The sequence below is a fragment of the Streptomyces sp. genome, assembly GCF_050698815.1.
GTDB lineage: Bacteria > Actinomycetota > Actinomycetes > Streptomycetales > Streptomycetaceae > Streptomyces.
The window spans coordinates 1-12,335 of record NZ_JBOHCV010000168.1 but is presented as its reverse complement, the minus strand read 5'-3'; the positions used below and the strand labels follow the sequence as shown (position 1 = coordinate 12,335).

Annotated in this window: 12 protein-coding genes; 6 read left to right on the top strand and 6 right to left on the bottom strand. The window is 70.5% G+C overall.

The window, feature by feature from the left end; all coding sequences use genetic code 11:
- Positions 1–789 (bottom strand): MFS transporter (locus ACRDP3_RS06390; protein ID WP_431515839.1); only part of this gene is annotated, 789 nt, incomplete at its 3' end.
- Positions 790–881: 92 nt separating this feature from the next.
- On the opposite strand from ACRDP3_RS06390, the gene ACRDP3_RS06385 reads away from it, so the two are divergent.
- Positions 882–1,430: a winged helix-turn-helix transcriptional regulator gene (locus ACRDP3_RS06385; protein WP_431515838.1), complete on the top strand. Its 549-nt coding sequence runs from the start codon at positions 882–884 to the stop codon at positions 1,428–1,430.
- Between the two features lie 55 nt (positions 1,431–1,485).
- Here the strand turns inward: ACRDP3_RS06385 and ACRDP3_RS06380 are convergent, their stop codons facing one another.
- Entirely contained in the window at positions 1,486–2,853 is a 1,368-nt protein-coding gene (locus tag ACRDP3_RS06380) for an FAD-binding oxidoreductase (RefSeq protein WP_431515837.1), read from the bottom strand.
- Between the two features lie 177 nt (positions 2,854–3,030).
- Positions 3,031–4,173: a 4-hydroxyphenylpyruvate dioxygenase gene (hppD, locus tag ACRDP3_RS06375; protein WP_431515836.1), complete on the bottom strand. Its 1,143-nt coding sequence runs from the start codon at positions 4,171–4,173 to the stop codon at positions 3,031–3,033.
- Positions 4,174–4,307: 134 nt separating this feature from the next.
- Here hppD and ACRDP3_RS06370 point away from each other — a divergent pair, with 134 nt between their 5' ends.
- The 5 genes from ACRDP3_RS06370 to ACRDP3_RS06350 all read left to right on the top strand — a co-directional run bounded on the left by ACRDP3_RS06370 (position 4,308) and on the right by ACRDP3_RS06350 (position 8,666).
- Positions 4,308–4,796 carry an Lrp/AsnC family transcriptional regulator gene (locus tag ACRDP3_RS06370; protein ID WP_431515835.1) on the top strand — a complete coding sequence of 163 codons (489 nt, stop codon included), beginning with the start codon at positions 4,308–4,310 and terminating at the stop codon, positions 4,794–4,796.
- Positions 4,797–4,827: 31 nt separating this feature from the next.
- Positions 4,828–5,475 (top strand): ABC transporter permease, encoded by a 648-nt coding sequence (locus ACRDP3_RS06365; protein ID WP_431515834.1) that lies wholly within the window; start codon positions 4,828–4,830, stop codon positions 5,473–5,475.
- Positions 5,468–6,745 (top strand): betaine/proline/choline family ABC transporter ATP-binding protein, encoded by a 1,278-nt coding sequence (locus tag ACRDP3_RS06360; RefSeq protein ID WP_431515833.1) that lies wholly within the window; start codon positions 5,468–5,470, stop codon positions 6,743–6,745. The genes ACRDP3_RS06365 and ACRDP3_RS06360 overlap by 8 nt, the downstream gene beginning before the upstream one ends.
- Before the next feature lie 62 nt (positions 6,746–6,807).
- Entirely contained in the window at positions 6,808–7,617 is an 810-nt protein-coding gene (locus ACRDP3_RS06355; protein ID WP_431515841.1) for an ABC transporter permease, read from the top strand.
- On the top strand, positions 7,617–8,666 hold the full coding sequence (locus ACRDP3_RS06350; RefSeq protein ID WP_431515832.1) for a glycine betaine ABC transporter substrate-binding protein: 1,050 nt from the start codon (positions 7,617–7,619) through the stop codon (positions 8,664–8,666). The genes ACRDP3_RS06355 and ACRDP3_RS06350 overlap by 1 nt, the downstream gene beginning before the upstream one ends.
- Positions 8,667–8,686: 20 nt before the next feature.
- Here the strand turns inward: ACRDP3_RS06350 and ACRDP3_RS06345 are convergent, their stop codons facing one another.
- From ACRDP3_RS06345 to ACRDP3_RS06335, 3 genes are all read right to left on the bottom strand, one after another.
- Positions 8,687–9,511, bottom strand: a complete 825-nt coding sequence (locus ACRDP3_RS06345) for a S16 family serine protease (RefSeq protein ID WP_431515831.1) — start codon at positions 9,509–9,511, stop codon at positions 8,687–8,689.
- A 28-nt stretch (positions 9,512–9,539) separates the two neighbouring features.
- Positions 9,540–10,184: an IclR family transcriptional regulator gene (locus ACRDP3_RS06340; protein ID WP_431515830.1), complete on the bottom strand. Its 645-nt coding sequence runs from the start codon at positions 10,182–10,184 to the stop codon at positions 9,540–9,542.
- 348 nt (positions 10,185–10,532) lie between these two features.
- Positions 10,533–12,326: a DEAD/DEAH box helicase gene (locus ACRDP3_RS06335; protein ID WP_431515840.1), complete on the bottom strand. Its 1,794-nt coding sequence runs from the start codon at positions 12,324–12,326 to the stop codon at positions 10,533–10,535.
- Positions 12,327–12,335 lie beyond the last annotated feature (9 nt).

Genomic DNA, 12,335 nt, shown 5'->3' with positions numbered 1-12,335 from the left:
GAGGTCGATCATGGGGGCGCCGCTGCGCCGCTCGACCGCGACGAAGACCGCACCCAGCACCGCCGCCGCTCCCAGCAGGATCGCCACGGACGGGCGCGCCCAGCCGTCCCGGCCCGTGGTGAGCGCGGCGAAGAGTGCCGACAGTGAGAGCCCGAGGGTGAGCGCGCCGATCAGGTCGGGACGCCCGGGGCGGCGGTCCCGCGACTCCTGGAGCGTACGGACGGAGAATGCGGCGGCGAGGACGGCGGCCACCGCGTAGACCACGTAGCAGGCGCGCCAGCTGAGCGGGTTCAGCCCGCTGGAGACGAGCGGTCCTGCGGCGATGCCGCCGCTGAGCGACGCCCCCCACAGGGCGGTGGCACGCACTCGCTCCCTGCCGGACGGGAATGCGTGCGCGATGAGTCCGAGACTGGCGGCGATCACGGCCGCGCTGGCGCCGCCCTGTGCGACACGGGCGAGGGTGTAGCCGACGGTGCCGGTGGTCGCCGCACCGAGCGCCATGGTGACCGCGAGGGCGAGGGTGCCGAGGACGAAGACGCGCTTGCGGCCGTAGTCGTCGGCGAGGCTGCCGGCGACGAGCAGCATGGCCGCCAGCCCGAGTGCGATGCCGTTGAGCAGCCACGCCTGGCCGGAGAGGCCGGTTCCGAGGGAGGCGGCCATGTCGGGCAGCACGGTCATGGGCGCGGTGTAGTTCATCAGCACGAGGAAGGTCACGGACGTGGTGACGGCGAGAGTGCCGGCGGGGCTGCGCCCGTGGGCTTCGGGGGTCGCCGCGCCAGGTTCATTCATTGAACTCACGGTCATGGCGAGCACCCTAGCATCGTGGGTTCAGTGAATGAACCTATGAGTTCGGTCACTGAACCTTTTGTTAGGCTGGCCGTATGGCTCTCGGGAAGGATTACGCGGCGCAGAGCTGCTCGCTCGCCCGCACCCTCGAACTGGTCGGCGAGCGCTGGACGTTGCTGATCGTCCGCGACGCCTTCTACGGTGTGCGCCGCTACAACGACTTCCTGATGCATCTGGCCATGCCGCGCGCTGTCCTCTCCACACGGCTGCGCACCCTCACCGACGCCGGCGTGCTGGAGGCCGTGCGCTACCAGGACGCGCCGCCGCGCGACGAGTACGTACTGACGGCCAAGGGCAGCCAGCTGTGGCCCGCGGTGTACGCCCTGGCCATGTGGGGCGAGCAGCACTACGGCGCCGAAGGCGGACGCCGCCGGGACTTCCGGCACGCGGAGTGCGCCACCCGCCTCGACCAGGCGGGCCGCTGCCCCGCGTGCGATGTGAACGTCCCGCCTCAGGACGTCGAGATGCGCCCCGGGCCTGGCGCAGGGTCCGTGCCGCAGGACCCGGTCAGCCGCGCCCTGATGACGCCGCACAAGCTGCTGGAGCCGCTGCCGCAGCCGTTGTCCCAGCCGCTGCCCGGCTGAGCACCCCGGCGCAGGCGCCCGAGGGGTCAGCCGGAGTCAGAGGGGTCAGCCGGAGTCAGAACAGCTTGCCCGGGTTCAACAGCCCCAGCGGGTCGAAGAGTTCCTTGATGCCGCGCTGCATCTCCAGCCCCACAGGCCCGAGTTCACGGGCCAGCCACTCCTTCTTCAGTACGCCGACGCCGTGTTCGCCGGTGATGGTGCCGCCCAGTTCCAGCCCGAGCGCCATGACGGCGTCGAAGGCCTCGTGTGCGCGGCGCGTCTCGTCCTCGTCGTCCGGGTCGAAACAGACGGTGGGGTGGGTGTTGCCGTCGCCGGCATGGGCGCAGAGGCCGATCGTGAGGCCGTACTTCTCGCTGATCGCCGCCGTGCCCTCCAGCATGTCGGCCAGCCTGGAGCGCGGTACGCACACATCGTCGATCATCGTCGTCCCGGGAAGCGCCTCCAGCGCGTAGTGGACGCTGCGCCGCGCCTGGAGCAGCATCTCCGACTCGGCCTGGTTCTCTGCGGGTACGACCTCGCTCGCCCCCGCCTCCTTGCACAGCGCGCCCACGGCCGTCAGGTCGGCGCCGGGGTCGGCGGTGTCGAACGCGGCCAGCAGCAGCGCCTCGGTGGAATCGGGAAGTCCCATGTTGGTCAGGGCGTTGACCGCGCGCAGCGTCGTACGGTCCATCAGCTCCATCAGTGAGGGGACGTGGCCGCTCTCCATGATCCGGCAGACCGCGTCGCCGGCCGCTGCCGCGGAGGGGAACTCGGCGGCCAGTGCCAGCTGTTGGGGCGGCCGGGGCTTGAGCGCGAGGACCGCGCGTACGACGATGCCCAGGGTGCCTTCGGAGCCGACGAGGAGGCGGGTCAGGTCGTAGCCGGCGACTCCCTTGGCGGTGCTGCGGCCCGTGGACATCAGGCGGCCGTCGGCCAGTACGACGTCCAGGCCGAGCACGTACTCCGCCGTGACCCCGTACTTCACGCAGCACAGGCCGCCGGCGGCGGTGCCTATGTTGCCGCCGATCGTGCACTCCTCCCAGCTGCTGGGGTCCGGGGGGTAGTGCAGGCCCTGCTCGTTGGCCGCGCGGGTGAGCGTCGCGTTGACGACGCCGGGCTCCACGACGGCGATGCGGTCGACCGGGTTGATCTCCAGGATGCGGTTCATCCGCAAGAGGGAGAGGACGATGCAGCCGTCACTGGCGTTGGCCGCTCCGGACAGGCCCGTGCGCGCACCTTGCGGGACGACCGGCACACGCAGGGCGGTCGCGGTGCGCATGACGTGCTGCACCTCTTCGACGGTCCTGGGCAGCACGACCGCCGCGGGCGTCCCGGCCTCGCAGAAGTCGGCCATGTCGCGGGCGTAGGAGACGATCACGTCCCGGTCGGTGAGGACGGCGTCCGGGGGAAGGCCCTCCCCCAGCCGTGCGGTCAACTCGCTCATGCCCTCACCCTCGCACCTGCGCGTACGCCCCGGGAAGGCCGGACCACGGGGCGTGACGGCATGAGAGACGGTGTGAGGCGGCCGCGGCAGGCAGAAACAGCTGCGGCAGCAGAAGCAGCTGCGGGCCGCACCGACCACGTCAGGTCCGTACGGCCCGCGGTGGGCTCAGCGTGTGTGTCAGAGGTTGCCGCGCTTTTCCTGCTCGCGCTCGATCGCCTGGAACAACGCCTTGAAGTTGCCCTTGCCGAAGCCCATGGAGCCGTGCCGCTCGATCATCTCGAAGAAGACGGTCGGGCGGTCCTGTACGGGCTTGGTGAAGATCTGCAGCAGGTAGCCGTCCTCGTCGCGGTCGACGAGGATCTTCAGCTCGCGCAGCGTCTCCACCGGCACCCGGGTCTCGCCGGCCCAGTCGCCGAGGGTGTCGTAGTACGAGTCGGGGGTCTCCAGGAACTGCACGCCGGCGGCGCGCATCGCCCGTACCGTCGCGACGATGTCGTTCGTGGCGAGCGCGATGTGCTGGACGCCCGCGCCGCCGTAGAACTCCAGGTACTCGTCGATCTGGGACTTCTTCTTGGCGATCGCGGGCTCGTTGATCGGGAACTTCACCTTCCGGTGACCGTCCGCGACGACCTTCGACATCAGCGCGCTGTACTCGGTCGCGATGTCGTCGCCCACGAACTCCTTCATGTTCGTGAAGCCCATGACCTTGTTGTAGAAGGCCACCCACTCGTTCATCTTGCCGAGTTCGACGTTGCCCACGCAGTGGTCGATGGCCTGGAAACGGCGCTTGCCCGGCTCCACGATGGGCTGCGCGGCGGCGAAGCCCGGCAGGTACGGGCCGGTGTAGGCGGAGCGCTCGACGAGGGTGTGCCGGGTCTTGCCGTAGGTCGCGATGGCGGCGAGCACGACGGTGCCGTTCTCGTCGGTCTTCTCGTGCGGCTCGGTGAGGCCGGTGGCGCCGTGCGCGGTCGCGTAGGCGTACGCGGCACGGGCGTCCGGCACCTCGATGGCGAGGTCGACGACGCCGTCACCGTGGGCGGCGACGTGGTCGGCCAGGAACCGGCCCCAGTCGGTGGAGGGCTTGATGACGGAGGTGAGGACGAACCGGGCGGAGCCGGATTCCAGTACGTAACTGGCGGTCTCGCGGCTGCCGTTCTCCGGTCCGGAGTAGGCCACGAGCTTCATGCCGAAGGCGGTGCAGTAGTAGTGGGCGGCCTGCTTGGCGTTGCCGACGGCGAAGACGACCGCGTCCATCCCCTTCACCGGGAAGGGGTCGGCTTGCCGGGAAGTGTCGGGGGTCGCGTGGGTGGTCTCAGTCATGTTCGAAGGCTCCCCCTGTTCCACAAGGTGCGCAATACTTTGCGTTACTGCTGCGCACTCTGCACAGTCCAGCTCGGATTTCGCCGGACGATCTGTACAAGGTGCCCAGCAAGATGATTACTGAGAGGGAACCCATGGGTATTGATCAGCTCGATGGAAGACTGCTCGAACTGCTCGCGGAGGAACCGAGGATCGGGGTGCTTGAGGCGTCCCGGCGGCTCGGCGTCGCCCGCGGCACCGTGCAGGCCCGGCTGGACAGGCTTAAGACCGCCGGAGTGATCCGCGGCTTCGGCCCGGACGTCGACCCGGCCGCCATCGGTTATCCGGTCACCGCCTTCGCCACCCTGGAGATCCAGCAGGGCCGCGGCGCGGACGTACGGGCGCACCTGCGCACCGTCCCGGAAGTGCTCGAGCTGCATACGACGACGGGCCACGGGGATATGCTCTGCCGGCTCGTCGCACGATCGAACGCCGATCTGCAGCGGGTGATCGACCGCGTGGTGGGCTTCGCCGGCATCGTGCGCGCCTCGACGGCGATCGTCATGGAGAACCCGGTACCGCTCCGCATCGTCCCGCTGGTCCGGCAGGCCGCGGCCGGGAACGGACTGAACACCGAACACTGAACGCTGAACACCGAAGAGGCGAGGGGACCGAGTGAGTTTCTGGGAGTACCTCGGCAACCGGCAGGCCCAGTTGCTGGCGGATTCGTTCCAGCACGCGAGTGCGGTCTTCCAGTGCGTCGTTGCCGCGACCGTCATCGGCGTCCTGCTCGGCGTGCTGACCTATCGCAGCGAATGGGCGGGAAACCTCACCACCGCGGCGACCGCGACGATCATGACGGTGCCCTCTCTGGCGCTGATCGGCCTGCTGATCCCGCTCGTCGGGCTCGGGGTGGCACCGACGGTCGTCGCACTGATCCTGTACGGGCTGCTGCCCATCGTCCGTAACGCGATCGTCGGACTGCGCGGCGTCGACCCCACCCTGGTGGACGCGGCACGCGGGATCGGCATGTCCCGTACCCGGCAACTGCTGAAGGTGGAACTGCCGCTCGCCTGGCCGCCGATCCTCACCGGCATCCGCGTCGCCACTCAGATGCTGATGGGCATCGCCGCCATCGCCGCCTTCGCCTCCGGGCCGGGCCTGGGCAACCTCATCTTCCGCGGCGTGGCCGGACAGGGCAGCGCCAACGCCATCAACCAAGTGCTCGCGGGAACACTCGGCATCGTCGTGCTCGCGCTGCTCTTCGACGCCGCCTACGTGCTCGTCGGACGCCTCACCATCCCGAGGGGGATACGTGCCTGAGACACCCGCGCCCACCACACCCGCATCCGCACCACCGGCCGGCGAGACGTCCGGCGAGGCGGCGTCCGGCGCCACCATCCGGCTGGAGGGGCTGACCAAGCGCTACTCCGGTTCGGGGGTGCCGGCCGTGGACGACGTCAGCATGGAGATCGGGGCGGGCGAGACCGTCGTGCTGGTCGGCCCCTCGGGGTGCGGCAAGTCCACGACCCTGAAGATGATCAACCGGCTGATCGAACCGACCTCGGGCCGTATCCGGATCGGTGACGAGGACGTCACCGACATGGACGCGGTGAAGTTGCGGCGCAGGATCGGCTACGCGATCCAGTCCTCCGGCCTCTTCCCGCACATGACCGTCGCGCAGAACATCGCCCAGGTGCCGAAGATGCTCGGCTGGCCCAAGGCGCGGGTCGGCGCCCGGGTCGAGGAGATGCTCGACCTGGTCGGCCTGGACCCGGCCGAGTTCCACGGCCGCTACCCACGGCAGCTCTCCGGCGGCCAGCAGCAGCGTGTCGGCGTCGCCCGCGCGCTGGCGGCCGACCCGCCGGTGCTGCTGATGGACGAACCCTTCGGCGCCGTCGACCCCATCACCCGCGACCATCTGCAGGACGAACTGATACGGCTGCAGCACGAGTTGCGCAAGACCATCGTCTTCGTCACCCACGACTTCGACGAGGCGATCAAGCTCGGCGACCGGATCGCGGTGCTGCGCGAGCAGTCGCACATCGCCCAGTTCGACACCCCCGAGGCCATCCTCACCAATCCCGCCGACGACTTCGTCTCCGGCTTCGTCGGCGCGGGCGCCGCGCTCAAGCGGCTCAACCTCACCCGGGTACGGGACGTGGAGATCGTCGACTTCCCCACCGCCACCGTCGAGGAGCCGCTGGAGACGATCTCGGAGATGCTCGGCGCGGGCACGACCAACGAGGTGCTGCTGCTGGACCGCAAGCAGCGCCCGTACAAGTGGCTGCGGCGCGGCGATCTCACCCACGCCAAGGGCTCGTTGGCGCGCGCGGGGACGCTCGTTCACGACACGGTCACCCGCGACGCGACCCTGCGGGACGCACTGGAGGCGGTACTCACCGACAACGCGGGGCGGGTGGCGGTGACCGGACGGCGCGGCGAGTACACCGGCGTCGTCGACATGGAAACGCTGATGAACTGCGTGCACGGACTCCTGGACGCCGACCGGCTGGAGGCGATCGAGCACCGGCACCGGCTGGGCGAGCAGACCCGGCGCAGCACACTCGCCGCGCTGGAAGGTCTCACGTGAGCGACACGAGCCCACCCGCACCGACGCCGGACGCGGCAGCAGACCCGGCAACAGACCCGGCACTGGACCCCGCGGTGGACCCGGCACCGGATGAGCGGGCGCCCGCCGCCCCGCCCGCCGGCGAGCGGCTGCTGGCGCGGCTGACCTGGCAGAAGCTGACCATCCTGCCGCTCGTGCTCGCGCTCGTCCTGCTCGCCACCTGGCTGTGGTTCCGCGATGCCGACCTGGACTCGATCGCCCGCAACTCGATCTCCGGCGGCAAGGTGGCGCTCCAGCTGCGCCAGCACATCGAACTGACGGTGATCTCCACCTTCTTCGTGCTGATCATCGCCATACCGCTGGGCATCGCGCTGACCCGCCAGAAGCTGCGCAAGGCGTCACCGGTGGCCATGGCGGTGGCCAACACGGGCCAGGCCGTGCCGTCGCTGGGCCTGCTGGTCCTGCTGGTGTTCTGGCTCAGCGTCGGACAGACCACCGCACTCGTCGGCATGGTGGTCTACGCGGTGCTGCCCGTGCTGGCCAACACCATCGCCGGACTGCGCGGCATCGACCCTGGCCTGACCGAGGCCGCGAAGGGCATCGGGATGTCGCCGCTGGGGGTGCTGGCCAGGGTCGAACTGCCGCTCGCCGTACCGCTGATCCTCGCGGGCGTACGGAACGCCCTCGTGCTCAACGTCGGCACCGCCACCCTGGCCACCTTCATCGGCGGCGGCGGACTCGGTGACCTGATCTCCGCGGGCATCACCAGCCAGCGGATGCCGGTGCTCATGCTCGGCTCGGTGCTGACCGTCGTGCTGGCGCTGCTGGTCGACTGGCTCGCCTCACTCGTCGAACTGCTGCTGCGCCCGCGCGGCTTGGAGGGATCGTCCTGATGCGCACGCGCACGCCGCGGCGGGGGCACGCGCTCGCCCGTACGGCCCGTACCGCCCCTGACGCCCGTACCGCCCGCACGCACCCGCTCGCCGCCGGCGCGGTGGTCCTCGCGCTCGTCGGCACCCTGAGCGGCTGCGGCCTGGTCAGCGGCAGCCCCGTGAGCGACAAGATACGGCCCGGCACGGTCGGCAAGGGGCAGCCGCTGGCGGGAGCGAAACTGACGGTGACCTCCAAGGAGTTCACCGAGCAGCTCATCCTGGGCCGGATCATGGCACTGGTCTTCCGTGCCGCCGGCGCCGACGTCGTCGACCGCACCGGCATCCAGGGCTCCATCGGGGCACGCGAGGCGGTCAAGTCCGGTGCGGCGGACGGGATGTACGAGTACACCGGCACCGGCTGGATCACCTACCTCGGCCACGTGAAGCCCGTACCCGACCCCAAGGAGCAGTGGCGGGTCGTACGCGACGCGGACCGGGACAACGGCATCACCTGGCTGGCGCCCTCCGCCCTCGACAACACCTATGTGCTGGCGATCAACGACAAGCTCAAGAAGAAGTACGGCCTGCGCAGCCTCTCCGACGTCGCCGAGCTGTCCCGCAAGACCCCCGGGGCCGCGACGCTGTGCCTGGACAGCGAGTTCGCCGCGCGGGACGACGGGCTCAACGGCATGGCGAAGAAGTACGGCATGAAGGTCCCCGCCGGCAACGTGCACAAGATGGCCGCCGGTGTCATCTACGAACAGGCCGACAAGGGCACCCCGTGCATGCTGGGCGAGGTCACCTCGACCGACGGCCGCATCCAGGCGCTGGGCCTCAACGTCCTCGAGGACGACAAGAAGTTCTTCCCCAACTACAACGCCGCGCCCGCGATGAACAGCGCGACGATGAAGAAGTACCCGCAGATCGAGAAGCTGCTCGCGCCCATCACCAAGGCGCTCGACAACGACATGGCGCGCGGCCTCAACGCCAAGGTGGACGTCGAGGGCCAGGACCCGCACGACGTCGCCAAGGACTGGCTGTTGCGCAAGGGCTTCATCAAGACCGGCTGAGCGTCGGCGGTCGGCAGCACTCAGCAGCGGGGCACCCGGCCGCCGTCCTTCAGCGCCTTGAGCGACTTCAGCGCCCCGTCCAGGGTGGCGACCGGAACCAGGCGCAGGCCCTTGGGCAACTCGGCCTGCGCGTCGCCGCATTCGGCCTTCGGCACGAGGAAGACGGTGGCGCCGTCCCGCTTCGCCGCCCTCGTCTTCAGCGGTACGCCCCCGACGGGCCCCACCGTGCCGTCGGCCTTGATGGTCCCGGTGCCGGCGATCGTACGGCCGCCGGTCAGGCCACCGCCGTCGCCGCCGTCGAGCTTGTCGATGATGCCGAGTGAGAAGAGCAGGCCCGCGCTGGGCCCGCCGACGTCGGCGAGGCGGAGCGTGACGCGCACGTCGTCGGGGGACCTGTGCTGCTGCCGCAGGGCCGCCTTGATGGCGGCCTGCTGCGACTGCTTCATCTCCCCCTCGTTACGCTCCTCGATCTCCTTCGTGGTGCCGCCGCCCGGGTAGACCGCGTCCCGCGGCATCGCCGCCCGGTCCGTACGGAACCAGTTCTCCACCACCTCCGGCAGCCGGATCGTCGCGTCCGGCTGGGTCGCGGCGATGGTGGTCATCAGCAGCTTCCCGCCGTTGCCGCCACCGCTTGCGCGCCCGCTCTCGCCCTTCGCACCGGACAGGGTGACGACCGGCTTGCCCTTGTTGTAGCCGAGCACGTTCGCGGTGAGACCGGGCTGGGCGACCGAGATCGGCAGCGGCGCGAGGGCGGTGACGGCGAACAGCGCCAGCAGCGGCAGCCCGCAGATCGCGAGCGTGCGGTGGCGCTTGGAGAGGCGCGGGCGGGGGGCGGAAGGAGTCACCCCCGCAACCTAGCAATCCGCACCACCCTCAGCGCAGCGCGTCCGCCACTTCCTGCGCCGCCCGCACCACGCGCTCGCCCACCTGCTCCGGCACCGCGTCCATGAGCATCACCACGCCCACGCTCCCCTCGATGCCGGTGACGCCGAGCAGCGGCGCGGCGGCGCCGCTGGCGCCCGCCTCGAGTTCGCCGTGGGTGAGTACGTAGCCCGGGTACAGCTCCTGGTCGGGCCCGCGGCCGGCAACTATGGCCCGGCCCGCGGCCCCCTTGTCGAGCGGGTGCCGGAAGCCGGTGCGGTAGGCGACGTGGTAGTCGGTCCAGCTCGGTTCGACGACGGCGACGGCCAGCGCCTCGGTCCCGTCGACGAGGGTGAGGTGCGCGGTAGCGCCGACCTCCTCGGCGAGCGACCGCAGTGCGGGCAGCGCCGCCTCCCGTACGAGCGGATGCACCTGCCGACCCAGCCGCAGCACCCCCAGCCCCACCCGCGCCCGGCCGCCCAGGTCGCGGCGGACGAGCGCGTGCTGCTCCAGGGTGGCGAGCAGCCGGTACACGACGGTTCGGTTGACACCGAGTTTGTTGGACAGCTCGGTCACGGTCAGCCCGTGATCGGTGTCGGCGAGCAGCTTCAGGACACGTAGTCCCCGGTCGAGCGTCTGAGACGTCTCCGCGGTCACGACGCTCCCCCCTCCTGGGATGGTGACGGAGGCACGTCGCGGGGTCGTTCGCGTGGGGTGCGTGCATGCGTCACCGGCTGTGCTTCGCGACGACGCTGCCACGAGGCGTGTGACGGGAAAACTTAGCGATCGGCACCGCTGTCCGGAAGAGCCTGTCCAGAATCCGGTCACCCGAGATCCATCCGTGGGCCGCCCACGCCCCCCTCACCGCGGTCTCGCCACCCCTGCCGGCCACAGCCTCAGGGCCCGCCCCGAGACCGGCGGGCCCCAGCCCGGCCACGGGCGCAGCCCGAGAAGATCGGCCGGCAGCACAGCGCTGGGGGCACCTCCCAGCGGTAGCTGGGGGAGTTACTTCATGCGCGTCGCCCACTCCCGCACCTTCGCGACGCGCTGCTCCAGCTGTCCCGCCGTGGCCTCCGCGCTCGGCGGCCCCCCGCACACCCGCCGCAGCTCGGTGTGGATCACCCCGTGCGGCTTGCCGCTCTGGTGCACGTACGCGCCCACCAGCCCGTTCAACTGCTTGCGCAGCTCCATCAGTTCCTTGTGCGTGACGACCGGCCGCCGGTCGGCCGGCATCTCCAGCAGATCCGCGTCCGCGTCGGCCCGTTTCCTGCTGTGCGAGATCTGCCGCGCCTGCCGCTTCTGGAGCAGCGTCTGCACCTGGTCCGGCTCCAGCAGTCCGGGGATACCGAGGTAGTCCTGCTCCTCCTCGCTGCCCGGGTGCGCCTGCATGCCGAACTCGGCGCCGTCGTACATCACCCGGTCGAAGACCGCGTCCGACTCCAGGGCCTCGAAGGGCAGTTGGTCGTCCTCCCCGGTGTCCTCGTCCTGCTCCCGCTCCGCCTCCGCGAGGAGATCGGCCTCCTCCGCGTACGGGTCGTCCTCGGTGTCCTTCTTCGGCTTGTCGAGAACGTGGTCGCGCTCGACCTCCATCTCGTTCGCCCAGGTCAGCAGCGTCGGGATGGTGGGCAGGAACACCGAAGCCGTCTCCCCCCGCCGCCGCGACCGTACGAAGCGCCCGACGGCCTGGGAGAAGAAGAGCGGCGTGGAGATGGTCGTGGCGTACACCCCGACCGACAGCCGCGGCACGTCCACGCCCTCCGAGACCATCCGGACCGCGACCATCCACCGGTCCTCCGACCCGCGGAAGTCCTCGATCCGCTGCGAGGCGCCGCCGTCATCGGACAGCACCAGGGTCGCCGCGTGCCCGGTGATCTCGCGCAGCAGCTTCGCGTACGCGCGGGCCGAGTCCTGGTCGCTGGCGATGACCAGCCCGCCCGCGTCCGGGATGGCTTTGCGCACCTCGGTCAGCCGCCGGTCGGCGGCGCCCAGCACGGCGGGCATCCACTCCCCGTGCGCGTCGAGCGCGGTACGCCAGGCCTGCGAGACGGCGTCCTTGGTCATCGGTTCGCCGAGCCGCGCCTCGATCTCGTCGCCGGCTTTGGTGCGCCAGCGCATGTTGCCGCTGTACGACAGGAAGATGACCGGCCGCACGACGCCGTCGCCGAGCGCGGTGCCGTAGCCGTAGGTGTAGTCGGCGACGGAGCGCCGCACCCCGTCACGGTCCTCGGCGTAGTCGACGAACGGAATCGGATTCGTGTCGGACCGGAACGGGGTGCCGGTCAGCGCGAGCCGCCGCGTCGCGGGCTCGAACGCCTCCTGGCACGCCTCGCCCCAGGACCGGCTGTCACCGGCGTGGTGGATCTCGTCCAGGATCACGAGGGTCTTGCGCTGCTCGACCCGGTTGCGGTGCAGCATGGGCCGTACGCCGACGCCCGCGTACGTCACCGCGACCCCGTGGTACTCCTTGCTGAGGGGTCCCGCGCTGTAGTCCGGGTCGAGTTTGATCCCTATCCGGGCCGCCGCCTCCGCCCACTGCTTCTTCAGGTGTTCGGTGGGCGCGACGACGGTCACCTGCCGCACGACGTGGTGGTGCAGCAGCCAGGAGGCGAGGGTGAGCGCGAATGTCGTCTTGCCCGCGCCGGGCGTCGCGACGGCGAGGAAGTCGCGTGGCTGCTGCTGGAGATACGCGTCCATCGCCCCCTGCTGCCAGGCGCGCAGCTTGTTGGCGGTGCCCCAGGGGGCGCGGCCGGGGAAGGCGGGCGAGAGGTGGTGGCTGGAGGCGGAAGTGCTGGTAGTCACGGTCTCCGA

Bases quoted from the DNA above. Each gene is read 5' to 3' on its own strand.
- ACRDP3_RS06385 (WP_431515838.1), top strand. From the start codon at position 882: ATGGCTCTCGGGAAGGATTACGCGGCGCAGAGCTGCTCGCTCGCCCGC.
- ACRDP3_RS06380 (WP_431515837.1), bottom strand. From the start codon at position 2,853: ATGAGCGAGTTGACCGCACGGCTGGGGGAGGGCCTTCCCCCGGACGCC.
- hppD (WP_431515836.1), bottom strand. From the start codon at position 4,173: ATGACTGAGACCACCCACGCGACCCCCGACACTTCCCGGCAAGCCGAC.
- ACRDP3_RS06370 (WP_431515835.1), top strand. From the start codon at position 4,308: ATGGGTATTGATCAGCTCGATGGAAGACTGCTCGAACTGCTCGCGGAG.
- ACRDP3_RS06350 (WP_431515832.1), top strand. From the start codon at position 7,617: ATGCGCACGCGCACGCCGCGGCGGGGGCACGCGCTCGCCCGTACGGCC.